Annotated in this window: 23 protein-coding genes and 1 riboswitch; of the genes, 9 read left to right on the top strand and 14 right to left on the bottom strand. The window is 62.5% G+C overall.

The window, feature by feature from the left end; all coding sequences use genetic code 11:
• The 3 genes from NCS58_RS29020 to NCS58_RS29010 form a co-directional block, all read left to right on the top strand.
• Positions 1-233 (top strand): hypothetical protein (locus NCS58_RS29020; RefSeq protein ID WP_250478089.1); only part of this gene is annotated, 233 nt, incomplete at its 5' end.
• Between the two features lie 44 nt (positions 234-277).
• Positions 278-535: a hypothetical protein gene (locus NCS58_RS29015; RefSeq protein WP_061121830.1), complete on the top strand. Its 258-nt coding sequence runs from the start codon at positions 278-280 to the stop codon at positions 533-535.
• A 196-nt stretch (positions 536-731) separates the two neighbouring features.
• Complete coding sequence (locus NCS58_RS29010) at positions 732-1,433, top strand: SDR family NAD(P)-dependent oxidoreductase (protein ID WP_061121813.1); 702 nt, start codon at positions 732-734, stop codon at positions 1,431-1,433.
• Between the two features lie 3 nt (positions 1,434-1,436).
• On the opposite strand, the gene NCS58_RS29005 is transcribed toward NCS58_RS29010, so the two are convergent.
• On the bottom strand, positions 1,437-2,411 hold the full coding sequence (locus tag NCS58_RS29005; protein WP_061121814.1) for a GlxA family transcriptional regulator: 975 nt from the start codon (positions 2,409-2,411) through the stop codon (positions 1,437-1,439).
• Positions 2,412-2,512: 101 nt separating this feature from the next.
• On the opposite strand from NCS58_RS29005, the gene NCS58_RS29000 reads away from it, so the two are divergent.
• Positions 2,513-3,223: a GNAT family N-acetyltransferase gene (locus NCS58_RS29000; RefSeq protein WP_061121815.1), complete on the top strand. Its 711-nt coding sequence runs from the start codon at positions 2,513-2,515 to the stop codon at positions 3,221-3,223.
• 57 nt (positions 3,224-3,280) lie between these two features.
• Here NCS58_RS29000 and atzF read toward each other — a convergent pair whose 3' ends face one another.
• From atzF to NCS58_RS28965, 7 genes are all read right to left on the bottom strand, one after another.
• Complete coding sequence (atzF, locus tag NCS58_RS28995; protein ID WP_250478088.1) at positions 3,281-5,080, bottom strand: allophanate hydrolase; 1,800 nt, start codon at positions 5,078-5,080, stop codon at positions 3,281-3,283.
• A gap of 31 nt (positions 5,081-5,111) precedes the next feature.
• Positions 5,112-8,666 (bottom strand): urea carboxylase, encoded by a 3,555-nt coding sequence (gene uca, locus NCS58_RS28990; RefSeq protein ID WP_250538929.1) that lies wholly within the window; start codon positions 8,664-8,666, stop codon positions 5,112-5,114.
• Between the two features lie 170 nt (positions 8,667-8,836).
• Positions 8,837-9,481: an urea amidolyase associated protein UAAP2 gene (locus NCS58_RS28985; protein WP_061121818.1), complete on the bottom strand. Its 645-nt coding sequence runs from the start codon at positions 9,479-9,481 to the stop codon at positions 8,837-8,839.
• Positions 9,482-9,494: 13 nt separating this feature from the next.
• Complete coding sequence (locus NCS58_RS28980; RefSeq protein ID WP_061121819.1) at positions 9,495-10,202, bottom strand: urea amidolyase associated protein UAAP1; 708 nt, start codon at positions 10,200-10,202, stop codon at positions 9,495-9,497.
• A gap of 17 nt (positions 10,203-10,219) precedes the next feature.
• Positions 10,220-10,993, bottom strand: a complete 774-nt coding sequence (locus NCS58_RS28975; protein ID WP_061121820.1) for an ABC transporter ATP-binding protein — start codon at positions 10,991-10,993, stop codon at positions 10,220-10,222.
• Complete coding sequence (locus tag NCS58_RS28970; protein WP_061121821.1) at positions 10,990-11,805, bottom strand: ABC transporter permease; 816 nt, start codon at positions 11,803-11,805, stop codon at positions 10,990-10,992. The genes NCS58_RS28975 and NCS58_RS28970 overlap by 4 nt, the downstream gene beginning before the upstream one ends.
• Positions 11,806-11,835: 30 nt before the next feature.
• The gene (locus NCS58_RS28965) at positions 11,836-12,900 is read right to left on the bottom strand and encodes a putative urea ABC transporter substrate-binding protein (protein WP_061121822.1); all 1,065 of its coding nucleotides are present in this window, start codon (positions 12,898-12,900) and stop codon (positions 11,836-11,838) included.
• A gap of 58 nt (positions 12,901-12,958) precedes the next feature.
• A riboswitch (guanidine-I (ykkC/yxkD leader) is annotated at positions 12,959-13,067 on the bottom strand.
• Between the two features lie 264 nt (positions 13,068-13,331).
• Between NCS58_RS28965 and glyA the strand changes: the two genes are divergently transcribed.
• From glyA to NCS58_RS28940, 5 genes are all read left to right on the top strand, one after another.
• Positions 13,332-14,579 (top strand): serine hydroxymethyltransferase, encoded by a 1,248-nt coding sequence (glyA, locus tag NCS58_RS28960; protein ID WP_061121823.1) that lies wholly within the window; start codon positions 13,332-13,334, stop codon positions 14,577-14,579.
• 779 nt (positions 14,580-15,358) lie between these two features.
• Positions 15,359-15,976, top strand: coding sequence for a helix-turn-helix domain-containing protein (locus NCS58_RS28955; RefSeq protein WP_061121824.1), 618 nt, complete (start codon positions 15,359-15,361; stop codon positions 15,974-15,976).
• Between the two features lie 27 nt (positions 15,977-16,003).
• Positions 16,004-16,552, top strand: coding sequence for a GNAT family N-acetyltransferase (locus NCS58_RS28950; protein ID WP_061121825.1), 549 nt, complete (start codon positions 16,004-16,006; stop codon positions 16,550-16,552).
• 125 nt (positions 16,553-16,677) lie between these two features.
• Positions 16,678-17,781, top strand: a complete 1,104-nt coding sequence (locus NCS58_RS28945; protein ID WP_250478085.1) for a hybrid-cluster NAD(P)-dependent oxidoreductase — start codon at positions 16,678-16,680, stop codon at positions 17,779-17,781.
• Between the two features lie 82 nt (positions 17,782-17,863).
• Positions 17,864-18,469: a dimethylsulfoniopropionate lyase gene (locus tag NCS58_RS28940; protein ID WP_061121826.1), complete on the top strand. Its 606-nt coding sequence runs from the start codon at positions 17,864-17,866 to the stop codon at positions 18,467-18,469.
• Between the two features lie 34 nt (positions 18,470-18,503).
• Here the strand turns inward: NCS58_RS28940 and NCS58_RS28935 are convergent, their stop codons facing one another.
• From NCS58_RS28935 to NCS58_RS28910, 6 genes are all read right to left on the bottom strand, one after another.
• Positions 18,504-19,130: an HAD family hydrolase gene (locus NCS58_RS28935; protein WP_061121827.1), complete on the bottom strand. Its 627-nt coding sequence runs from the start codon at positions 19,128-19,130 to the stop codon at positions 18,504-18,506.
• Positions 19,127-19,798: a hypothetical protein gene (locus NCS58_RS28930; protein WP_143756457.1), complete on the bottom strand. Its 672-nt coding sequence runs from the start codon at positions 19,796-19,798 to the stop codon at positions 19,127-19,129. Before NCS58_RS28930 ends, NCS58_RS28935 begins: the two co-directional genes overlap by 4 nt.
• 261 nt (positions 19,799-20,059) lie before the next feature.
• Complete coding sequence (locus NCS58_RS28925) at positions 20,060-20,725, bottom strand: TerD family protein (protein ID WP_061121829.1); 666 nt, start codon at positions 20,723-20,725, stop codon at positions 20,060-20,062.
• 76 nt (positions 20,726-20,801) lie between these two features.
• Positions 20,802-21,812: a DUF475 domain-containing protein gene (locus NCS58_RS28920; RefSeq protein ID WP_250538928.1), complete on the bottom strand. Its 1,011-nt coding sequence runs from the start codon at positions 21,810-21,812 to the stop codon at positions 20,802-20,804.
• A gap of 51 nt (positions 21,813-21,863) precedes the next feature.
• Complete coding sequence (locus tag NCS58_RS28915; protein ID WP_061119568.1) at positions 21,864-22,646, bottom strand: VWA domain-containing protein; 783 nt, start codon at positions 22,644-22,646, stop codon at positions 21,864-21,866.
• Positions 22,647-22,666: 20 nt separating this feature from the next.
• Positions 22,667-23,725 carry a toxic anion resistance protein gene (locus tag NCS58_RS28910; protein ID WP_061119567.1) on the bottom strand — a complete coding sequence of 353 codons (1,059 nt, stop codon included), beginning with the start codon at positions 23,723-23,725 and terminating at the stop codon, positions 22,667-22,669.
• Between the last annotated feature and the right edge of the window lie 107 nt (positions 23,726-23,832).

Here is a 23,832-nt window from a genome sequence, read left to right as displayed (position 1 = left end):
TCAGCAAAGAACTCGGCCGCGCTGAAATGGGCGCCATCGTCGGCGGCGCAAGCATCTTCCAGAACAACGGCATCAACTACAACTCGATCAGCGGCTTTGCCTTCGCCAGCCCGCAAACCAACGTCGCCCCGGTGACGCAGGTCGATGCCTCGCAGCACACCGACGTCGACGTGAAGAACATCACCAAGTCGCTCTCTTCCGTCGGCAGCCTGCTCGGCGGCGTCGCGGTCTGATCGCTCGCCTCATCGAATCCACACCATCATTCCGGAGAACCATCATGTTGAAAATCGACAACCTCGCTGTCAGCAAAGAACTCGGCCGCGCTGAAATGGGCGCTATCGTCGGCGGCGCGAGCATCTTCCAGAACAACGGCATCAACGCCAACTCGATCAGCGGCTTCGCTTTCGCCAGCCCGCAGATCAATGTGGCGCCGGTGACCCAGGTCGATGCATCGCAGTACACCAACGTCGATCTGAAGAACGTCACGAAGTCGCTCGACGCCATCGGCAGCCTCCTGCACGGCGTAAAGGTCTGAAGCAGCACCGTCGACAGGAGAAGGAACAAACGTGCTTCCTTCTCCTCTCTTCACGCTTCGGTGTCGGTGCGAAGAGATCGAAAAGCAGATAGCCTGAAGGACACCTGTTCACAGCATTGCCATGAAGCGCGCCGTTCGCGCGCCGATTTCACACCACAGTTATCATCGGCTTCGTCACCCCTCCGAGCGTGAAGCCATGAGCACACTTCCTTATCGCAGCGCCCTCATCATCGGTGCCGGGAGCGGCATCAGCGGCTCTCTCACCCGGCGTCTGCGCGCCGAGGACATTCCCGTCGTCATCGCGGCGCGCAACGTCGACAAGCTTTCAATACTCGTCGATGAAACCGGCGCAATCGCCCTGCCCGTCGATGCCTCCGATGCCGGCCAGACGGCAGCGCTCTTCGCCGAAACCGACAAACGCATCGGCGCCCCGGAAATCGTGATCTACAACGCGAGCGGGCGCACTCGCGGGCCGATCGCCGAGCTCGACGCAGCGGAGGTCGAACAGGCTGTCGCCGTCTCGGCGCTCGGCGCGTTCCATGCGGTCCAGCAGGCGGCGCGGCGCATGATTCCCGCGGCCAGGGGCGCGATCCTGCTGACCGGCGCGACCGCCGGCGTGAAGGGATTCGCGCTGTCCGCGCCATTTGCCATGGGCAAGTTCGCGTTGCGCGGCCTAGCGCAGAGCGCCGCACGCGAACTGGCGCCGAAGGGCATTCATGTCGCGCATTTCGTCATCGATGGCAGCGTTCGCTCCGACGGCCGCGCCGATCCGCCCGATGCGCCGGACAGCACGCTCGATCCCGATGCCATCGCGCAGACCTATCTGGACGTCCTGCGTCAGCACCGCAGCGCATGGACCTGGGAAATCGAGCTGCGGCCGTGGGTGGAGAAGTTCTGAGCATCAACCTTCGGCAGCGCCCGCCCGTATCTCCTTCACGCCGCGCCCGAGCCGCCGGCGCAACAGCGTGCGCAAGGTCGCGCCGTCCGCATAGCCGACCTCGGCGGCGATCGCCTCGATATCGAGCTGGCTCGAACGCAGCAGATGCACGGCCCGCTCGACACGAAGGTCCTGAAAGTACGACAGCGGCGACTTGCCGAGCACCGCTTCGATACGCCGCTGCAACGTGCGCGTGCTCGTCGCCAGCGCGTGCGCGGCCGCCTCGAGCGAAAAGCCCTGCGCGAGCCGCGCGCGCGCCCAGCGCTCGAAGCGCTCGACCATCGGGTCCGCGCGCGCCAGATGATCCGGAATCATGTAAGGCGCCTGCGACGGACGCGCGTCCACGATCAGATAGCGCGCCACCGTCGCGGCCAGTGCGGGGCTCGCCTGATTTATCAGCCACAGCGCGAGATCGAGATGCCCCATCGCAGCACCCGCCGTCGTGAACTCGCCCGATGGCACGAGCATGCGCGCGCTGTCGAGGCGCACGGCCGGATAGCGTTGTCGAAACAATGGCGCGAGCCACCAGCTCGTCGTGGCCTCGTGACCGTCCAGCAAGCCGGATTCCGCCAGCACGAACGTGCCGATGCACGCCGCCGCGATCTTCACGCCGTCCGCGTGCTGCTGCGTGAGCAGCTGCATGGCATCGATCACGTCGCGGCGAGCGAGCGCCGGCAGCAGTTGAGCGGGCATCTTGGTGGCGGGCGCCGGCACGATCAACCAGTCGGGGCGCGTCATCGCGCTCGCTGGCTTGACCGGCACGCGCATGCCGAGCGCGGTGCGCACGTCGCGCCTCACGCCGATCAATTCGATTTCGAAGCGCGGGCCGGCGCCCGGCTCCAGCATGTCGGCCAGCTCGTTCGCGATGGTGAAGGCGTCGAGCACGGCGGACAGCGCCGTGTCGAATACGCCGTCAAGGGCGAGAACCATCGTTCGCATGGCGTGAATGATTCTAAAAGTGTCATTTCCGACAATAGCCGGAGTGCGTCGAACTGTCTAGAGTGACGCTTATCCGATCAACTTTCTCATCCGGAGCAGACATGAGCTTTCCGACGCAAACGGGACTCGACCGCCCGATCTGGACCGCGCTGACCACGAAACAGGCGCATCTCGGCCTCGGCGATGCGCTCGCGCGGCGTTTCCATACGGAGGTCGCGCCTTTCGCGGCGATCGCGTCGGACACGCCGGACGCATGGCGCGCGCTGCACGCGCTGTTGCAGCCCGGCGAGCTGGTCGCCATGCTGTCGGCGGATGCGGTCGCGGGCATCGATGCCCTGGAGGCGAAGCGCGTCGGCACGATTCATCAGATGGTCGCGACGCGGCCCTTCACGCAAGGCGTCGACGACAGCGGCGTGATCGCCCTAGGCCCCGCCGATGTCGACGACATGCTCGCGCTCGTGCAACGAACCAAGCCGGGCCCGTTCGGACGGCGCACGCGCGAGATGGGCCGCTACATCGGGATTCGCGAACACGGGGAGCTCGTCGCGATGGCGGGAGAACGCATGGCCATCGACGGTTATGTGGAGATCAGCGCGGTGTGCGTCGACGAACGCTGTCGCGGGCGCGGTCTCGCCGGCCGGCTGATGAACATCCTGCGCGGTGAAATCGGGCTGCGCGGCGATACGCCGTTCCTGCATGTGTTCAGTCACAACGAGAGCGCCATCGGCCTGTATGAACGGCTCGGCTTCCAATTGCGCCACGCGTTCGTGCTCACGCAGGTCAGTCACGCCGCGCCCGGCGCCGCGCGTTGATGTCTTTTGCAACGGCCCGGCGCACGCCGCTCGCGGCCGTCTGCCGCCGATGATCGCTCACGCGGCGCGGTCGAGCCATGCGCGCCAGCCGCCGTACTGCGTGATATCGACGGCGCCGTTGAGCGCATGCGCCTCGCAGACGAAGCCGGTTTCCCAGCGGCCGTCCGCGAGTTCGACCTTGCCGAGCGCGAGCGGCGCGGGAATGCCCGCGAGAAACGAGCCGACCTCCGCGCTCGGCAACGCCCACACTTCGACCGCGATCGCCGCCCCGTTCGCATCGTCGCGCATCATGCCGGGCCGTTGAACCGGCCCGCCCGCGAGTGCAAACAGGCGATAACGCGGCGCGCTCGATGTCGCTTCGACGAGGCGCGCGCCGCGTGCGGCCAGTTGCCCGTTCAGCGGCAAACCCGTGAGATGCGCGCCGCATACGACGAGCTTCATCCTGTCGTCACGCGCGGCGCGCGCGGGCGTATCGCCGTCCTGCCGCGCGCCGCCGACGAGCGGCACGGCGAGCTTGCGATGCAACGCATCGGCGACGCTCAGCAGATATTGATCGGTGAAAGCGCGGCCGAAAAGCGTCACGCCCCACGGCAGGCCATTGCGCATGAACCCCGCGGGCGTCGCGACGGCGGCGTAATCGAGCAGATTCATGAAGTTTGTGTAATGCCCGAGCAGCGAATTCGCGCCGATCGGATCGCGCTCGAGCTCGGCGAGCGTGACCGCACGCGGGATCGATGGCGTCAGCACGCAATCGAGATCCGCGAGTACGGCGTCGCAACGCTGCTTCAATGCCTGAAGCCTGTATTGCGCGCGAAACGCATCGACGGCGGTGACGCCCGGCGCCTTCGCGAGCACGTCGCGGATCACGGGCAGCACGGCATCGGGCTGCGACTCCATCAGCGCGCCGGCGACGCTATAGCGCTCCGCGACCCACGGCCCTTCGTAAAGCAGACGCGCGGCTTCGATAAAAGGCGCGACGTCGATGTCGATCGCCTCGCCGCCGAGCGCTTCGAGCGCCGCGCGCGCGTTCGCGAAGAGCGCGGGACTTTCGTCGCAACCGGCGAACTCGAGTTGACGCGGCACGCCGAAACGAAAGCGCGCCACCGTGCCGAACGCGGCGGCATCGTTCCATTGCGGATTCGCGCGGCTGTACGGATCGGCGGGATCGTGGCCTGCCGTGAGCGCGAGCAGCGTGCTCGCCTCGCTCGCCGTCGCGGTGAAATAGGTCACGCAATCGAGCGTGCGGCACGCGGGCACGACGCCCGCCGTCGAGAGCAGGCCCTTCGTCCCCTTCGTGCCGACGAGATTGTTCAACGCAGCGGGCACGCGGCCCGAGCCGGCGGTATCGGTGCCGAGCGAAAAGCTCGCGACGCCCAGCGCGACGGCCAGCGACGACCCCGCGCTCGATCCGCCGGAAGGATAGTCCGCAAGCACGCTGTTGCGGCACTTTCCGTACGGCGAGCGCGTGCCGTTCAGTCCGGTCGCGAACTGGTCGAGATTGGTCTTGCCGACAGGCACCGCGCCGAGCGCGATCAGCCGCGCGACGAGCGTCGCAGATCGCTGCGGCGTGTACGCGAACGCGGGGCAGGCGGCCGTTGTCGGCACGTTCGCGAGATCGATGTTGTCCTTGATTGCGAAGGGCACGCCGTAAAGCGGCAGCGAATCGATGTCGCGTGCATCGAGCGCCGCGAGATACGGCTCGATTTCGTCGTCGTCCAGCAGATGAATGAAGAGCCGATAGTCGGCGTTCAACGCGCGAGCGCGCGTGCGCAATGCGCCGATCAGCGCGCGCGGCGTCGCACGGCCTTCGCGATACGCGGCGCGCAAGGCGGGAAGACGCAGGTCGAATGAATCCATGTCCGATGATTCCTTGTTGGTCTGAAGTGTGTCACGCGCGCTGTTCGATCACGACGACGCGCTGCCCCGCGCGAACCGACGAACCCGGCGCAACGTGAACTTCTCCGACGATGCCCGCACACGGCGCGATAACCGATATTTCCATCTTCATCGATTCGATGACGACGAGCACGTCGCCCGCTTCGACGCTCGCGCCGGCCTCGACGCGCACCTGCCACAGATTGCCCGCAATTTCGCTATCGACGGCGATCTGGCCATCGGCGAGCGGCACGACGTCCGCATCGGCGGCGACGGGTGCATCGAGCGCCGTCTCGTCGCTGCCCGCTTCGTGCCAGCGTTGCCGCTCCGCCTGAAACGCCGTTTGCTGATGCGCGCGAAATTGCGCAATGCCGTCCGCTTCGCGATCGAGAAACGCCTGATAGCCGGCGAGAGACAGCTCTGTCTCCTCGATCTTCAGCGGATACCGCCCAAGCGGAAACGCCTCGCGTATGCGCAGCAGCTCGTCGGCGGAGACTTCGTAGAAGCGGATCTGATCGAAGAAGCGCAACAGATACGGACGTCCCGCGAAATCCGCGACGTCGCGATAGCGGTTCCACATCTGCAACGTACGCCCGACGAACTGATACCCGCCCGGCCCTTCCATGCCGTACACGCACAGATACGCGCCGCCGATGCCGACCGAGTTCTCCGCCGTCCACGTGCGCGCGGGGTTGTACTTCGTCGTCACGAGCCGATGACGCGGATCGAGCGGCGTTGCGACCGGCGCGCCGAGATAGACATCGCCCAGGCCCATCACGAGATAGCTTGCATCGAACACGACGCGCTTCACGTCGTCGATCGAATCGAACCCGTTGATGCGGCGGATGAACTCCAGGTTGCTCGGGCACCACGGCGCGTCCTTGCGCACGGTGGTCATGTACTTGTCGATGGCGAGCCGGCACGCGGGATCGTCCCACGAGAGCGGCAGATGCACGACGCGCGACGGCACGCGCAAGTCCTTTTGCAGCAGCACGCTTTGCCATGCCGACGCGACGTGCTCCAGCAGCGTGTCGAGCGGCAATCGTTCCGGCTGATAGTGAATCTGCAGCGAGCGGATGCCGGGCGTCAGATCGACCACGCCCATCAACTGCAATGCTTCGAGCGATTGCATCAACGCATGGCCGCGAAAGCGCAGCACGAGATCGAGTTCGGGCGGGCCGATTTCGAGCAGCAGATGCGTATCGCCGGACAGACGCGCGACGAGCCGTTCATCGCCTTCGCCGATGCTCAATACGATCGGCGATTGCAATGGCGTTTGCCGTGCAGGGTCTTTGCGCGCGGTCGCGATATCGACGGGAACGAAGCGCACCTTGTCGCCCGCCTTCAACTGGCCGATCTGCCACAGGTCCGCTTCGATCACGGTGACCGGACATACGAAACCGCCGAGGCTCGGACCGTCTGGACCGAGAATCACGGGCATGTCGCCGGTGAAATCGATCGCGCCGACGGCATACGGATTGTCGTGAATGTTCGAGGGATGCAGACCCGCTTCGCCGCCATCGGTACGCGCCCACTCGGGCTTCGGACCGATGAGACGCACACCGGTGCGGCTCGAATTGAAGTGCACTTCCCAGTCGGTTTCGAAGAAGCGCTCGATATAGGACGCAGTGAAGTATTCCGGCGCGCCGTGCGGACCATAGATCACGCGCAGCACGCGCACATCGTCGAGTCGATGCGTGAGCGTGTCCGGCAATGTCGCGCCGGTTTCACGGCTCGTCAGCGGATGAACATGCAAAACGTCGCCCGCACGCAATGCGCGCCCGCCATGGCCGCCGAACTGGCCGAGCGTGAACGTGCTGCGGCTGCCGAGATAGTGCGCGACATCCAGCCCGCCACGCACGCACAGATACGCACGCGCGCCCGCGCCGCGGATGGTGCCGAGCGCGAGCGTGGACCCGGCTGCGACGAGGAAGGTCGTGTTCATCGGCTGCGCGATGTCGTCGAGCATGACGGGCAGCGTTGCGCCCGTTATCGCCACGACCGCATCCGTGTTGAAGCGCAGCGTCGGACCGCTCATCGTGATTTCGAGCGCGGCGGCATCTTCGCCATTGCCGAGCAGACGATTGCCGAGCTCCAGCGCGCGACCGTCCATCGGGCCGGATGGCGGCACGCCCACCGCCCAATAACCTTGCCTTCCCGGATAGTCCTGCACGGTCGTTTGCGTGCCGCCGCTCAGCACTTCGAATGTCGATGCGCGATAGCGCAAGCCTTCGAGACAACGCGTCCACGGATGACCGCTTGCGAACGGCGCATCCGCGAGAATCTGCCGCAGATAACCGCGATTCGTTTCGACGCCATAGATGCGCGTCGCGTCGAGCGCGGCATCGAGCGCATGACGCGCCGCGTCGCGCGTGGGTTGCCACGCGATCAGCTTCGCGAGCATCGGATCGAACCACGGCGGCACGTCGCAACCCGCCTCGATCCATGTGTCGATGCGCAACGCGCGGCCATCGGATGACGGAAACGACACGTCGGTGAGCAGACCCGGACAGGGCTTGAAATCGCGGCCCGGATCTTCCGCATAAAGACGCGCCTGGATCGCATGACCGCGCGGTGCGAGATCGCGCGAAAGCGTATCGAGTGCGGGCAACGTGCCCGCTGCAAGCTCGATCATCCAGCGCACCAGATCCACGCCCCACACCTGTTCGGTCACGCCATGCTCTACTTGCAGACGCGTGTTGACTTCGAGGAAATAGAAGCGCGACGCATCGCTGTCATAGACGAATTCGACCGTGCCCGCCGAGCGATACGACACCGCACGCGCAAGCCGGATCGCAGCGTCGCAGAGCGCGGTTGCCATGCCCTCGGGGAGATTCGGCGCAGGCGTTTCTTCGAGCACCTTCTGGTTGCGCCGCTGCACCGAGCAGTCGCGCACGCCGAGCGCGATGGCTTCGCCCTTGCCGTCGCCGAACACCTGCACTTCGAGATGCCGCGCGCGCTCGATGTACTTCTCCAGGAACACGCCCGCATCGCTGAAGTTGTTCTGACCGAGGCGCCTGACGATATCGAACTGCGCGGCGAGCTCGTCGCTGGAACGGCATACACGCATGCCGATGCCGCCGCCGCCCGCGGTGCTCTTCAGCATCACCGGGTAACCGATGCGCTGCGCCGCTTCGAGTGCGGTGTCGATGTCATCGAGGAGGCCCGTGCCTTCGAGCATCGGCACGCCCTGTTCAGCGGCGATCGCGCGTGCGGTGTGCTTCAGCCCGAAGGCGCGCAATTGCGCCGGCGTCGGCCCGATGAACGCGATACCCGCCGCTTCGCACGCTTGTGCAAACGACGCGTTCTCCGACAGAAAGCCGTAGCCCGGATGAATCGCCTGCACACCTTCTTCGCGCGCGATATCGAGAATCTTCGCGATGTCGAGGTAGGTGATGCTCGCGGCGCCATCGCCGAGGCTGCGTGCCGTATCGGCGAGACTGACGTGGCGGCTCGCGCGATCCGCTTCGCTATAGACGGCGATACCAGCGACGTTCAGCTCGCGCAACGTGCGCAGAATGCGGCACGCGATCGCGCCGCGATTCGCGATGAGGACTTTGTCGAACATGCGTGGACGTTCAATGCGTGGGCGGGCCGTCCCGCCACGTGAGCATGCATGCCGGGGTCGTCCCCGGCAGGTAGGCGTTCAGTGTGTTCAGTGCTTCGCGTGGCGTTCGATCGACAACAGACGCTCGGCGCGCGCTTTCATCATCGTGTAGAGCCAGCGGCGCAAGGTGCTCAGTTCCATATCGTCAGCTCCGCCGGAGTCGGGTTGTACGCGTTGCACGGATTGTTCAGTTGCGGGCAGTTCGAGATCAGCACGATCACGTCCATCTCGGCGCGCAGCTCGACGTACTTGCCCGCGCCCGAAATGCCGTCCTCGAACGTGAGGCCGCCTTCCGCCGTCACCGGCACATTCATGAAGAAGTTGATGTTCGCGGCGATGTCGCGCTTCGAGAGTCTTCCGTCGTGCGCGCAGGCTCGCAGATAGTTGTCTCTGCAACTATGCATGTAGCGCTTCTCCAGCGCGTAGCGCACCGTGTTGCTTTCCTGCGCGCACGCGCCGCCGAGCGTGTCGTGCCGGCCGCAAGTGTCCGCGATGATCGTCAGCATCGGATTGCCGAGGTTCGAATAGAGCACGGTGCCCGTCGTCAGATAGAGGCTTTGCTGACGGCGTAACGTGCGTTGCGCGTCATAACGTTCGCGCGGATCGGCTGCGCTGTAGAAGAGCGTGTCGATGGCCTGATTGCCATCGACATCGCGAATGCGCAACGTCTGCCCCGCCTTCAGTTCCTTGAGCCACGGTTCGCCCGCGGGCAGCGTTTCGCGAAAGACCGCCTCGGCGGGATCGAGCTTGCTGGCCGTGAGATTGGATGTCGTCATGCGCGCCTCTCGCTCAGAGAAAGAATCGTTCGGTGTTGATGAAGCCGCGCGTGTTTTCATCGCACGACGTCCGGCATATTTCCGCGACTTGCGCGTCGGCGTTGCGCAGCGCGAGCTGCACCGGCTTCGGCGCGTATTCGGGATTCGGGTCGAGCGGATGCTGGATCGCTGTCAGCACGACGAGCGTGTTCATCGGCGCATAAAGTTCGATGTAGTCGCCCGCCTGCGAATTGCCCTGCACGAAGCTCAACGCGCCGGCATCGGTCACGTCGACGCGGCTGAAAAGATTCAGCGTCATCAACAGATCCGCGATGCCGAGGCCCCATTTGCCCAGTTCGACGAGCAGGTTGTCCGTGCCGTTGCGATAGAACGCGTTGCGCAGTTCCTGATAGCGGCCTTCGCCGTACTTCTCGAACACTTCCGCCGCATTCGATACACCGGCGAGGCTGTCGTGCCATCCGCACGTATCCGCGACGATCGCGGCAAGCACGCGCCCCATGTCGGAATAGAGGCAATGGCCCTTCGTCAGCTTCGCGGTGTGCTGGCATTTGAGCGTATCGGGAAGATTCAGACGCTCGCTTTTTTCGGCGGCATTGAACAGCAGCATGGCGACGTTCGCGCCGCCGCGCATGTCGGTGATGCGCAGCAACTGGCCGCGCTTCACGATCAGCGACGCGTGGCCGCCACCGGGAATCGTTTCTTCGAGCAGGATGTCGTTCATGTGTTATGTCCTTTCGATCATGCGGGAACGGCCAAGAGCGGCGGAACTTCCATCGCCGGCTGCGCTTCGCGCACGCCGTTGCGTTCGAGCGGAATGTCGTAAGTGATGCGCGCGCCGTACGCCTGCGGCGCTTGCGGGTCGATGCGAACCTTGTCGAACACCAGCACGCGGCTGCCGAGCGTGAAGCCTTCCTTCAGGTCGTGCGTGACCATGAAGACGGTCAGCTTCGCTTCGCGCCAGAGGCCCGTCAGCAGTTCGTGCATGTCGCGACGGATGCCCGGATCGAGCGCGCCGAAGGGTTCGTCGAGCAGAAGCACGCGCGGCTTCATCACGAGCGCCTGCGCGAGCGCGAGGCGTTGCTGCATGCCGCCCGAGAGTTGATGCGGATATTTGTCGAGCGAATCGGCAAGGCCGACGCGCGCGAGCATCGCGACGGCTTCATCGCGTGCGAGACGCCGGCGCGCGCCGAAAAGACGCCCTGTGAAAGGCGCATGGGGCAGCTCGAGCCCGAGCATCACGTTGCGCACCACGCTCAGATGCGGAAACACCGAATAGCGCTGATACACGACGCCGCGATGCAGGTCCGGCTCCGACGGCAAGGGCTCGCCATCGAGCAATATCTCGCCGCGCGTGGGACGTTCCTGACCGAGCAGAAGGCGCAGAAACGTCGACTTGCCGCAGCCCGACGCGCCGACCATCGAGCAGAACTCGCCTTGCGCGATGCGCAGATTGAGCCGCTCCAGCACGACCTGATCGTCGTATTGCTTCCACAGGTTGCGGATCTCGATCATGCGCGGCCTCCGTTGTACCAGGGGAACGCCCATTGCGTGAGACGGCGCAGCGCTTCGTCGATGAGCCATGCGAGCAGGGTGATCCACGCGACGTAGGGCAGGATCACGTCCATCGCGAGATAGCGGCGCACGAGGAAGATGCGATAGCCGAGCCCATCCGTCGATGCAATCGCTTCGGCTGCGATCAGGAACAGCCACGCGGAACACAACGCGAGCCGCAGTGCGATCAACAGACGCGGCAGGAGTTGCGGCACGATCACGCGCAGGATGAGCGTCCAGCTCGACGCGCCGAGCGTCTGAGCCTTGATCCACAATTCCTCGGGAATATCGCGCGTGCGCTGTTGCAGATCGCGGATCATCATCGGCGTGATGCCGATCACGATCAGCACGACCTTCGACAGTTCATCGAGGCCGAACACGATGAAAAGTATCGGCAGAACGGCGAGCGGCGGAATCATCGATATCACCGTGATGAACGGCGAAAGCGTCGCGCCCGCGAGCGGAATGCTGCCCGTCACGATGCCGAACACTAGAGCGATCGCCGCGCTCGCGACCAGCCCGATGCCGAGACGCTTCATGCTCGATACCGTGTCGCTCAGCATCAGATGCTCGCCCGTGCGCTTGTCCTCCGTGAACGCGTACTCGTTGAGCGCGGCCTTCATCTGTGTCGCGGACGGCAACAGCTTGTCGTCGGGGTTCGCCTGCAGACGAATCGACGACCCGGTGAAATACACCGCGACGAGCACGATGAACGGCAGCAGCAACAGCATCAGACTGCCGGTGCGGCCGGGATGTCGGTTGATGAGCCGCATGGGCCTCTCCTCTTCAGAACGGCGCGCCGCTCACAGCTTGCCTTGCGCGGCCATGCGCACGTAGGTCGGATCGAAACGCAGCTTCAGATTGCTTTTGCTACCGACGATCACGTTGTTTTCGAACGCCATGCCGACCGCGCCCGCGTTCGGTGCGCCCTTGCCGAGCAGGCCGTGATCGAACGAGAACTGTGCGACGCGCGTCATGATCTTCGGCATGTTCGGGCTCGTGGCGAAGTCGAGCGCCTGTTGCGGCGTGTAGAAGAGCGCGGTAGTCGAGAGTTGCGACTTGTAGCCGGCGAGGTCGGTGCCCGATGCCTTGGCCATCGACGCGAGCGCGGCTTCGCTCTCCGGCGACGAGCCATGCATCGTCTGCATGATCTCGAACCATGCGCCGGTAAGCGCTTTGCCGAGCGCGGGGTTGTCGTGCAGCGTCTTCGTGTTGACGACCATCATGTCCATGATCTCGCCCGGAATGCGGCTCGAATCGAACACTTCGGTGACGTTGGGCTTCGCCTTGAGGTCGGCGAGCATCGGGTTCCATGTGACCGCGTTGTGCACGTCGGCGGTTGCGAATGCGCCGGAGATATCGGCATCCGACGTGTTGACGGTCTTGATGTCGCGTTCGCTCATTCCAGCCGATTCGAGCGCGCGCGCCAGCAGATAGTGCGAAACCGAAAGCTCGACGAGGTTGACCGACTGGCCCTTGAGATCGGCGACCTTCTTGCCCGCGCCCTTGATGAGCACGCCGTCGTTGCCGTTGGAGTAATCGCTGACGATCAGCGCCGTGCTGTCCACACCGCCCGTCGCCGGAATGGTGAGCGCGTCCATGTTGGTCATCGCGCAACCGTCGAACTTCCCGGCGGTGTATTGATTGATCGATTCGATGTAGTCGTTGAGCTGCACGACATCGACATTGATGCCGTACTTCTTCGCCCATTTGGACATGATGCCCTGCGTCTTCGCGTAGCCCCACGGCATCCAGCCGGCGTAGATGGTCCAGCAGACCTTGAAGTCCTTGCGGGCCTGAGCGAACGAGGGCGTGGAGAAACAGAGGGAGAGAGCGACGGCGGCAGCGGCGAAAAAGCGGACGCGCATGAGATTGACCTCGCATTGAACGGTTATCGACGGCAGGAGCGGCGCGACGCATCGCGTTCTCTCCCGGGCTTTTTTCCCGCCGTGTAACCTCGTTCGAGGTCGACAACTCTCGGACCAGCATCGCGCATCGAACGTCGATGCGGACCGGAACCCTAGTCATCCATTGCCAGATTGTGACTGCCACTCCTGACATGCTCAATGCGATAAGCGTGCCAACGCTGTAATCTCGCGGCTTCGGCGGCTTGAATATGGATTCGTGCACAGATACGAAGCGCGCCGCGCGACGCGTCTACGCACGCTCGCACCAAACGGGTGCCCGCATTCCAGCGTAATGTCGGAATTCTTCTATCCGGGCGCGCCTGCTTTCGATGGAATACGGGACAGTCAGAGTTCCCGCAGCAACCCGTTCTCTTCTCACATGGGTAACCATCATGTTCAAGCGCGCAACCAGCACCGTTGAAAACGTCGATCCGGAACTCTGGGCGGCGATCACCGATGAAAACCGACGTCAGGAAGATCACATCGAGTTGATCGCGTCGGAGAATTACACGAGCCCGGCCGTGATGGCTGCGCAAGGCTCGCAGCTCACGAACAAATACGCGGAAGGCTATCCCGGTAAGCGCTACTACGGCGGTTGCGAATATGTCGATGTGGTGGAGCAGCTGGCCATCGACCGCGTGAAGCAGCTCTTCGGCGCCGAAGCGGCGAACGTGCAGCCGAACTCCGGATCGCAGGCCAATCAGGGCGTGTTCTTCGCGATGCTCAAGCCGGGCGACACGATCATGGGCCTGAGCCTCGCGCACGGCGGCCATCTCACGCACGGCTCGCCGGTCAACATGTCGGGCAAGTGGTTCAACGTGGTGAGCTACGGGCTGAACGAAGCCGAGGACATCGATTACGATGCGGCCGAGCAACTCGCCAACGAGCACAAGCCGAAGCTGATCGTCGCGGGTGCGTCGGCGTTTGCGTTGAAGATCGACTTCGAGCGGCTGTCGAAGATCGCGAAGAGCGTCGGCGCATATCTGATGGTCGACATGGCGCACTATGCCGGTCTGATCGCGGCGGGTGTGTATCCGAACCCGGTGCCGCATGCCGACTTCGTCACCACGACCACGCACAAGAGCCTACGTGGCCCGCGCGGCGGCGTGATCCTGATGAAGGCCGAGTTCGAGAAGCAAATCAACTCGGCGATTTTCCCGGGCATTCAGGGCGGACCGTTGATGCATGTGATCGCCGCGAAAGCTGTTGCGTTCAAGGAAGCGCTGTCGCCGGAGTTCAAGGAATATCAGCAGCGCGTCGTCGACAATGCGCGTGTGCTGGCCGAAACGCTCGTGAAGCGCGGCTTGCGCATCGTGTCGGGTCATACCGAAAGCCACGTGATGCTCGTCGATCTGCGGGCGAAGAAGATCACCGGCAAGGCTGCGGAAGCCGCGCTCGGCGCCGCGCACATCACGGTCAACAAGAACGCCATTCCGAACGATCCGGAAAAGCCGTTCGTCACGAGCGGTGTGCGCCTCGGCTCGCCCGCGATGACGACGCGTGGATTCGGTACGAAGGAAGCGGAGATTGTCGGCAATCTTATCGCCGATGTGCTCGAAAGCCCGGAAGATGCGGGGAATCTTGAACGCGTGCGCGAGCAGGTCGCTGAATTGACGAAGCGCTTTCCTGTGTACGGTTGAGGTTCGACTGGCACGACGGGCTTTTGCCGGATCCCGGGTTCTTTTTGGTTTATTAGCGCTGCCCCTGTGCGGGGCGGCAGTCGCTTTCTTTGAAAGGCTTTCGCCGGATCCCGTTTTGTTATTGGTTTATTAGCACTGCCCCTGTGCGGGGCGGCAGTCGCTTTCTTTGCTGCTGCAAAGAAAGTAACCAAAGAAAGCAGCTCGATACGCCCGCGGTCACACGCAGTTTGGCCATGCTTGCCAGCCGATCGTGGGCTGCCTAAGTGTCGCCCTCACAAGACTAATCGGGCTTGGCTCGCGCACGGTCTGTCACCTCGCGCCGCACAGCGAAGTGGTTCAGCACCAAAAGGCTCCGGCCCGCTTCGCGGCCGATGGGTTCATCGGGTTTGCGCGCGCTTCGTCGCTGACGCTTCCATCGCATTGCATGTGCGATAGGTTGGTTTCCTTTGTAGACCCGTCGGCAGCGCGTAGCGCTGTGCCGGTGCTATTTGGTGCTGAACCAGCTTCTTGTGAGTACTAGCTTGTCAGACCGTGCGCGAGCCAAGCCCGGTTGGGCCTATGAGGGCGACACTTAGACAGCCCACTATCACCTGGCAAGCATGGCCAAACTGCGTGTGACCGCGGGCGTGAGGAGCTGCTTTCTTTGGTTACTTTCTTTGCAGCAGCAAAGAAAGTGACTGCCGCCCCGCACGGGGGCAGTGCTAATAAACCAATAACAATACGGGATCCAGCGGAAACCCTTGACATAGCCATCCAGCGTACTGGAAACTAAATCCATTATGCTAGATAACGCCCGGACATCGTCCGAAGAAGACACCACGACGACCGACATAAACCAACGCATCGCCGACCGCATCCGCGAGTTGCGCGCCGCACGCGCCTACACGCTCGACGCGCTCGCAGCCCGCTGCGGCGTGAGCCGCTCGATGATTTCGATGATCGAACGCGGCGCCGCCAGCCCCACGGCCGTCGTGCTGGACAAACTTGCCGCCGGTCTCGGCGTATCGCTCGCCAGCCTTTTCGGCGGCGAGCAGGAAGGCGCGCCCGCAGAACCGCTTGCGCGGCGTCGCCAGCAATTGAAATGGCGCGATCCCGAATCCGGCTACACGCGCAGAAACCTTTCCCCGCCGGGCTGGCCGTCGCCGTTCCAATTGGTCGAAGTGGACTTTCCGCCCGGCGCGCGCGTCGCCTATGAGCGAAGCGGACGGGAATCGACGATGCATCAGCAAGTCTGGGTGATGAGCGGATGCATCGACATCGTCATCGGAGACGAACTGCATGCGCTCCAGCAAGGCGACTGCCTCGCGATGCGGCTCGACCGGCCGCTGATCTTCAGCAACCCGGCGTCCAAAGCAGCGCGCTACATCCTCGCCATCGGCGACGCACCCGCGACCTGATTCATCCTCAGCCTGAACGGATACCGAATGAACACCACCGAACCGCGCGACGACGTGCGCCTGATCGACTGCAACGAAGCGGATCATGCGCTCGCCATTCTCGACATCCTGAACGAAGCCATCGTCAATTCGACCGCGCTGTATGACTACAAGCCGCGCCCCGTCGAAGCCATGTCGACGTGGTTCGCGGCGAAACGCGCGGGCGGCTTCCCGGTGGTAGGCGCGGTCGATGCATCGGGCAAGCTGATGGGCTTCGCGAGCTGGGGCACCTTTCGCGCGTTTCCCGCTTTCAAATACACGGTGGAGCACAGCGTCTACGTGCATCGCGATTGCCGCGGACTCGGGCTCGGCGAGCGCCTGCTGCGTGAGCTGATCCGTCGCGCGAAAGACGCGCAGGTGCATGTGCTCGTCGGTTGCGTGGACGCGACGAATGACGGGAGCATCCGCCTGCATACCCGTTTGGGCTTCACGCACTCGGGAACGGTCAGGGAAGCCGGATTCAAGTTCGGCCGCTGGCTGGACGCGGCGTTCTATCAGCTCAATCTGGAGACGCCCGCGGAACCCGTGGACGGTTGAACGAGCAAGCCGGCTTCTGAAAGCCACGCATAAGTTGAAGTCATGGAAGGCGGAAAATAAAGCGCGTTGACGGTGATTTCGCGCGCTCCAATACTGCGCTCATTGCAAACGCACTTGTGAGCGCCATGAACTCCGTCGACAGAATTTTCGTTTCTCCACTCGATTTCGCCGATGCCGCCACCTGGGAACATGGCGGGCGGCTCTGGCCGAGCGGCGAGCAGCAGACGCTGACGTGTTGTCGCGTCATCAATGAAACGCATGATGTGAGAAGCTTCGAATTCCGCACGGAAGACGGACTGCCCGTGCGATTCGAGCCGGGTCAGTTCATGACGATAACGGCGAACGTGCAGGGACGATCGGTCGAGCGCTGCTACACGATTTCGTCCGCGCCGACGCGTCCGTTTCTGCTGTCGATCACGGTCAAGCGCGTTCCGGGCGGGACCGTGTCGAACTGGCTGCACGACACCATGAAACCCGGCGTCGGCTTGCGCGCGTATGGACCTTCAGGCGCGTTCACGCCGACGGCCGCGCCCGCGGCGAAATCGCTGTATCTGTCCGCGGGATCCGGCGTCACGCCGCTGATGTCGATGACGCGTGCAAGCATCGATCTCGGTCTGGATCGAGACATCGTCTTTATTCATAGCGCGCGCACGCCTGGCGATATCGTGTTTCGCGAGGAACTGACGCGGCTCGCGAAGCTATCGCCTCGCCTGCGCATATTCTTCGTGTGCGAGGGCATCGGCGATGAAGCTGACTGGCATGGTCCGACAGGCCGCCTCAATCTTCAGTTGCTTTCGCAATGGACGCCGGACTATCTGGAACGCGAAGTCTTCACGTGCGGCCCGGCCGGATACATGAGCGCGGTGCGCGCGCTGCTTCGCGAAGTCGGCCATGATCCGGCGCGCTACCACGAGGAGAGCTTCGATATCGGCGCGGGCGAGCCTGCTCGAGCACCCGCCGCTGAAGGCATTTTCACTGTCAAGCTCTCGCGCTCGTCGAAGTCGTTCACGATGAACGCGTCGCAGACCGTGTTATCGGCGGCGAAGAAGGCGGGCGTCGCTGTGGCGTCGTCGTGCAGTCAAGGCGTGTGCGGAACGTGCAAAACGCGCGTGCTGGAAGGCACCGTCGATATGAAGCACAACGGCGGCATCCGCGACAGAGAAGTCCAGAAGGGATTTCGCCTGTTGTGTTGCAGCCGCCCGACCTCGGACCTCGTGCTGGAATTGTGAGGAGACAGGCATTCGATGTGCAGCTTTGAAACCGACTGCTTGTGATGGAGAATCGAAGCGCCTGGTTGTCAGGGAGGCTCTTATGAACCGTCGTCGTCCGGAGAACGTGGCCGCTTTCATCGCCATCGCGGAGAAGCTCTTTCAGTCGGACAAACTGCCGCATGCCGGACGCGAAGTCGCCGCACGCGTGTTCGAACGGCTGCAAACGCCATCCGACGACGGCGCGCGGCACCACACGCGCTATCCCGCGTGCGAGTGGCTCGACGCCGCGCTCGCGCCCTTCATCGACGACGACACCGGCTTCGGCGCCGCCGCGCGCGCGATCAAAGCGCTCGAACCCGATCTCGGATGGTCGCGCCGCTCATCGGGCGTGAACGGCGGCGACAACTACATCGATGCGCACGTGCACGGCATGATCTGCGGACCCGGTGGCGCGGAAAGCCGATATGACGTGCAACTGGGCTTCTCGCTGATGTTGCCGCACACGCGCTATCCCGATCACAGCCATCCGCCCGAGGAAGCCTATGTGCTCTTCACGCCCGGCGAATTCCGGCAGGGCGGCGGTGCATGGATCGATCCGGGTATCGGAGGAGGCATTCATAACGTTCGCAATAATCCGCACGCAATGCGATCCGGTTCCGTGCCCTTCGTCGCCATCTGGTCGTTGCTGACGAGAGAGGGGGACTAGCCAGGTTGACGGATCGCATTGCGTTTCAGGTCACTCAGCGATCGAGCGCAGGCAACTCGCCATTCCCTCTGACCCATGCAACGTCGGCAGCAGCGGCCATTTCCCTGTCGCCCCGGCTGTCGCCATAGGCAAAGAGCATGCGTGGCCGACTACCGTTCCACCATGCTTCGAGCCGCCGAACTTTCTCCGGCCCCCAACAATTCCGTCCGATGAACCGACCCGTGAATCCTTGGCGATCGATATCCAGTTCAGTCGATAGCACCACGCCGATACCGACCGATTGCGCCCAGATTCGAAGGTACAGCGAAGGCGACGCACTCACGAGCACGACCTCATGGCTCAATGCCTGATGCTGCCGGATTCGTTCCACCATTTCCGGCCGGACCATTCGAGCGAGGCGTGTGGCGCAGAAGTCTTGCGAGGCGCGCTCCAGTTCAGCGGGAGACATCCCTCGCAACGCATGACGAAGAAACGCAGCCTTCGCGACGCCGCGATCGCAAAGTCGCGCGGTCATGCCAAGCAATCGAGGCGCCGCCCGCAAGCCCGCTGCCGCAAAGCGCGCGGGGCCAACCGTGTGCAACACGAATGCCTTGAGGCTGTCGCTCGTGGTAATGGTTCCGTCGAAATCGAAGGCGGCGACGATGTTCGAGGATGGCTTCATGAGCGTTGGTTCCTTGCCGCCAGCGCTGCCGGAAGCGTGATGTTCGCCAGTTGATCGGCTCTGGACAAAAGGCCGACGAGGTCCGCTTCGAAAGCATTGACCTGGAGCGAAAGCAATTCGAGTTGCTGGAACGCCTGCCGTACCGCGCTGCGGCGTTCGCCCAGCGCGAGAGCGGCTGTGGCATTGCCCCCGTGATCGATATCGCAAACCGCACTCAATGCGGCAAGTCCGCTTGCAAGGCTTTCCCGCGCGTGGTCGACTTCTTCTCGCAAAACGCGCACGCGGGGCATGAACGATTGCAATGAAACCTTCAACGTGCTCAATGATTCGCGATAGTCCATTTCCGGTCGCTGCGGTTTCAGATAGTGTTCTGTCAACCGATCGAGGATACCCGGCTTGCGCGTGGCGCTATCGAGCATTTGCCGCATGAGGCCGGCAGCGTCGAGGTCGGCGAAATCGCGTGTCACGCGCATGAAGATATCGACGGATTCACCGCAAGTTCTCAAGGCTGCATCCGCAAACATGGAAATGGTCTCGAGCCGCAGCGGAAGCAATTGACGAATGCCGCGCTCGATACGCGGCCCATGCTTGGGATATAGCTCCGGAAACTGCTGTCGAGCCAGTTCGAAGCTCCGGTTCAGAAGCGGATGCCCGTGATCGCCGAACACACTCTTTCCCGGCTCCGCGTTCGATACGCGCCGCCTTGCTTCGCGCGAGTCGAATAACGGATCGACCGACACGGCGTTGCTGCCGAAATCGAGTGGCGTGACCGCGCGCTCTTCCGACGCGCGCGGCTGCAACTCGCGAACATCTCGTTGGGGTTTCGAAAACGCAAGCGGCTTCGGTTCAGGCTGATCAGACGGCATTCGACTTCTCACATTCCGACGATGGCGCATGCTAAACCGATGCGCCAACTCGAGTCCCGCTATTCAGGCGCGATCGACGTGTCCGCCATAAGCGATCACGAAATCGCCGAGGCCGCGGTTATAGCCCATTCCGACCGCCTTGAACATGAACTGTCCATCGCGGCGATAGAAGCTGCCCACTTGAACGGCCGTTTCCATCGAAAAATCTTCTTCGAGCGGATAGCGCGCGAGCACTCGTCCTGTTTCCTCTTCCGATATCTCAATGTAGCTGTTGCGCACCTGACCGAAATTCTGCTTGCGCTCCTCGGCCCGATCGATGGTGACGACAACCGAGATCTCATCGATGGCGGCATCGAGTTTCTTCGTATCGACAAAGATCACTTCGTCGTCGCCGTTGCCGCTGCCGGTCTGGTTATCTCCGCTATGAACGACGCCGAGACATTCCGATGCCGACATGCCTTTGCGCGGCCAGTCGTCGCCCGGTTGGTAGAAAGTTGTTTCGCGGTCGAGCGTGCGAATTTCGGTGTTATAGAAAATGAAGTGCTTCTGCGAGATCAGCTTTGGACTGTTCTGACTATCGTATTTGCAAAGAAATACCGAAACGTCCAGATCGAAATCATTGCCCGTATCGGTCGCGTTCGCATCCCAGCCCAGACCGATTCTGAACTTGCTTGCGCTGGGCGCTTCCTTGGACAAATTGATTCGGCCGCCCTTGGAAAGATTGATCATTGACATGACTGACTGCTCTCGTTGAATTGATTGGATTGCATTGTTAGCCGCATGCCCGGCACGCGGATTTGCGCGATCAGGACGCGCGATCGCCCGCGACAGCTTCACGCCGCTGAACGACTATCGAACTGATAACCGCCGCGCCGATGGTGAATGCACCGATCAAACCGGTGATGACTTCGGGAACGTCCACGTTCACGCTCAGCATGATGACCGCGAGCGCGCCGATAGCCCAGAATGCGCAATGCTCCAGGAAACGGTATTGAGCGAGCGTACCTTTCTTGAGAAGTATCAGCGTCATCTGGCGAATATACGAAGCACCGACGCCGAGTCCGATAGCAATGAGAAATACGTTGTTGGTCAGCGCGAATGCACCGATGACACCGTCGAAGCTGAACGACGAATCGAGCATCTCCAGATACAGGAAGCCCGCGACGCTTTCGCGCACCACGCGATTGCCTGCCTCGTCACCGCCGACGAAATCCCCGATGCCGTGCGATACGACAAAGGCGATCACGCCGCCCAGGCCCGCCACGAGAAACGAAGCGCGTTCGATGTCCGGCAACCGAGTGGAGACGATAGCAATCACCGCGAGCGTCAGCGCCACTTCGATCGCCGTCAGCCGGCCAAGACGCGCAAGCGGACGCTCGACGATGCTGATCCAGTGCTCATCCTTGTCGCGATCGAGCATGAACTTGAAGAAAACCATCAACAGGAACGCGCCGCCGAACGCCGACACTTCGTGATGTGCGGAAGTCAGGATTTGCGCATACTGCCGAGGTGCTTCGAGCGCCATCTTTCCAGCTTCGAAGAACCCGATGTGCCCTGCGATAGCAACGATCAGCAGCGGAAAGACGAGGCGCATTCCGAAGATCGCGACGGGAAGGCCCCATGTCATGAAGCGGTCGCGCCATTTCTCGGACCAGTGGCGCAAGACGGCCGCGTTGGCCACGGCATTATCCAGCGACAGCGATATTTCCAAAATACAGAGTACCGCGACGAGGACGACATCCTTCACGCCGCCCAGCGCGAATGCCGCCGCCATCGCGATGAAAGTCAACGCGAGCGGAAGTTTAAAAGGTTTCATTGTTTGATATGACCGAATTTCGATTCAGAGCGCTCGGTGACGAGCGCCCGCTTATGTTTTCTCGACCTGCTTGCCGCGAACCCAATCGCAAAATTCTTCTGTAATCAGTTGCTCGTAAATCTCCTGATCGGAGATATCGAGCGATTCGAGATGCAAAAACCCTACGTTGGGCAAATCCTTCGCGACATGGCGAAGAAAACCGAATTCACGCGGATCGCCGACGCCGATGAGAGACCAGTAAATCGGGAACTTCTGCGAATCGCGCAGGAGCTTCTCCGCATGTCCGCGATCCTGCTCGGGATTCTGTCCGTCGGTCACGAAAAGCACCCACGCGGGCATGTTGTTCGCCGGCTCCGCGGGTAACGGCGCGGGGTCCGGGGCAGGCGTGCCGAACAGCCGGCTGAGGAAGCCGCGCTTCTCCTTCGGCGCTGCGCGCTGTTCTTCGGGCGCGAAGAAGAAGTTGACGATATCCGCCATGACCGGTGCGTACTGCGTGGCGCCCCATTTGCGAATACCGTCATTGCGCATCACGTATTCCGTGATGTAGCTGCCGTAGTTTTCAGGTGTGGCAGTCGGAAGCCGATCGAAGCCTTCGGTAAAAGTCCAGGTATCGATTTCCCCGTTGTCATCGAATTTCATCGCAATGCCGAGCATGCGATCGTGAGTCTCCTGGATGACGCCGGATTTGTATAGCTGTTCGGCCGAGCCTGAAATGTCGAGGGCGGCGGCGACGCGCACGACAGGCGGACGCGGCAGCCGGCGCTTGCTCAGCACGATAGAAACGTTATCGGCCCGGCTCGCGAGAGCGGGTTTATGAAGGTTGATGGTGCTCATTGCGTGGTTACCGATGTTATTTATTTCAAATGCCGGTGATCGCTGAATTTGGCGACGAGATCGCGTTCGAGTTGTCTGAGTCGCGGCTCGTCCGCCTTGCGCTGGCGCTGTCCGTCTTCGACGATCTTCGCGATTTCGTCCAATGCATCGAAGAGCTTTTGCTGCGTGTAGGCGAACGTGTCCGTTGCAATGACGGGCCGCTGTCCGAGCGCCGCCACCGCGCCTGCATTGGCGTGCAACTGATCGGCTTGTGCGCGCAGCGCGGCGTCAGCGGCATCGAAGGTCGCATTGGCGAGATCGGCTGCTTTCTTCGTGCTTAGTTGCTTGATGTAAAGAGAAAACGCGTTGGTCCACGCGGGAATCAGGACGGTCTTGGCCGTGCCGAACTTCGAAATGAGCGTGCGCTTGTGATCTTGCTCAAGGCGAATCTGTGGTGCGAGTTGCTCGGACATCAGCATGGCGCGAGACAGATCGTCGATTTTCTGTTCGAGCGCGCTGGCGCAGCGACGCAGATCCATCGTGTGTTGCGCGCCGAATGCATCGTCGCTGGATTGCGGTAGCGCAAGCGCCGCGCGATAAGCTTCGAGCGATTCTTCACCGAGCTTCTTAGCGTGCTCGAACTGCCGAAACGTTTCATAGTTATCCGCATACATTTGTTCGAGTTCGGCGATGTCGCGCTTCTGCCGATTCGCATTGCTCTCCAACTCGATGATCAGCGTGCCGATGCGCTTTTCCACCGAATCGAATTGCGCCAGCAGCCGTTCCTTGGATGCCTTGAACATCGACGTGACTCGACTCAGAATGCCGCGCTTCTGGAGGGCGGCGGGATCGAGGTCCTTTGCCGTCACGATCAGCTCGTTGAGCCTTTCGCCAAACTGGTCGATATCGGATGCGCGCACCTCCGACAAGATGCGCTGGGAAAGCCCTGCCACGCGCTCTCCGGCCTTGACGCCGAGATCGTCGATCTCATCCTGAGTCAGCAATTTCGCTTCGGACGGTGAAGTCCTTCGAAGGTCGCGGCCGCCGTCGGCAGAGAGGGTCGGCCGTGCTTCCTGACTGTCGGCGAATAAAGGTTTCATCGTTCTCGCTTGTTTATTTTGGTAGCTCGATTTCTTATCCGGCTTGCTCTGACTTCATCTGCATTCCGAATTTTTAACTCGTCGAAGAGATCGGAACTGCTCGGATT

It is taken from the genome of Caballeronia sp. INML3B (assembly GCF_023631305.1).
GTDB lineage: Bacteria > Pseudomonadota > Gammaproteobacteria > Burkholderiales > Burkholderiaceae > Caballeronia > Caballeronia turbans.
The sequence above is the reverse complement of the archived record's forward strand: the minus strand, read 5'-3'. Positions and strand labels throughout refer to the sequence as shown.

Coding starts and splice junctions, on each gene's coding strand:
- NCS58_RS28920 (WP_250538928.1), bottom strand. CDS start 21,812: ATGAAACCTTTTAAACTTCCGCTCGCGTTGACTTTCATCGCGATGGCG.
- NCS58_RS28965 (WP_061121822.1), bottom strand. CDS start 12,900: ATGCGCGTCCGCTTTTTCGCCGCTGCCGCCGTCGCTCTCTCCCTCTGT.
- NCS58_RS28975 (WP_061121820.1), bottom strand. CDS start 10,993: ATGATCGAGATCCGCAACCTGTGGAAGCAATACGACGATCAGGTCGTG.
- NCS58_RS29015 (WP_061121830.1), top strand. CDS start 278: ATGTTGAAAATCGACAACCTCGCTGTCAGCAAAGAACTCGGCCGCGCT.
- NCS58_RS28925 (WP_061121829.1), bottom strand. CDS start 20,725: ATGATCAATCTTTCCAAGGGCGGCCGAATCAATTTGTCCAAGGAAGCG.
- atzF (WP_250478088.1), bottom strand. CDS start 5,080: ATGGATTCATTCGACCTGCGTCTTCCCGCCTTGCGCGCCGCGTATCGC.
- NCS58_RS28980 (WP_061121819.1), bottom strand. CDS start 10,202: ATGAACGACATCCTGCTCGAAGAAACGATTCCCGGTGGCGGCCACGCG.
- NCS58_RS28915 (WP_061119568.1), bottom strand. CDS start 22,646: ATGAGCACCATCAACCTTCATAAACCCGCTCTCGCGAGCCGGGCCGAT.
- NCS58_RS28940 (WP_061121826.1), top strand. CDS start 17,864: ATGAACCGTCGTCGTCCGGAGAACGTGGCCGCTTTCATCGCCATCGCG.
- NCS58_RS28955 (WP_061121824.1), top strand. CDS start 15,359: ATGCTAGATAACGCCCGGACATCGTCCGAAGAAGACACCACGACGACC.
- NCS58_RS28970 (WP_061121821.1), bottom strand. CDS start 11,805: ATGCGGCTCATCAACCGACATCCCGGCCGCACCGGCAGTCTGATGCTG.
- NCS58_RS29005 (WP_061121814.1), bottom strand. CDS start 2,411: ATGCGAACGATGGTTCTCGCCCTTGACGGCGTATTCGACACGGCGCTG.
- NCS58_RS28945 (WP_250478085.1), top strand. CDS start 16,678: ATGAACTCCGTCGACAGAATTTTCGTTTCTCCACTCGATTTCGCCGAT.
- NCS58_RS29000 (WP_061121815.1), top strand. CDS start 2,513: ATGAGCTTTCCGACGCAAACGGGACTCGACCGCCCGATCTGGACCGCG.
- NCS58_RS28935 (WP_061121827.1), bottom strand. CDS start 19,130: ATGAAGCCATCCTCGAACATCGTCGCCGCCTTCGATTTCGACGGAACC.
- NCS58_RS28910 (WP_061119567.1), bottom strand. CDS start 23,725: ATGAAACCTTTATTCGCCGACAGTCAGGAAGCACGGCCGACCCTCTCT.
- NCS58_RS28950 (WP_061121825.1), top strand. CDS start 16,004: ATGAACACCACCGAACCGCGCGACGACGTGCGCCTGATCGACTGCAAC.
- uca (WP_250538929.1), bottom strand. CDS start 8,666: ATGTTCGACAAAGTCCTCATCGCGAATCGCGGCGCGATCGCGTGCCGC.
- NCS58_RS29010 (WP_061121813.1), top strand. CDS start 732: ATGAGCACACTTCCTTATCGCAGCGCCCTCATCATCGGTGCCGGGAGC.
- NCS58_RS28985 (WP_061121818.1), bottom strand. CDS start 9,481: ATGACGACATCCAATCTCACGGCCAGCAAGCTCGATCCCGCCGAGGCG.
- glyA (WP_061121823.1), top strand. CDS start 13,332: ATGTTCAAGCGCGCAACCAGCACCGTTGAAAACGTCGATCCGGAACTC.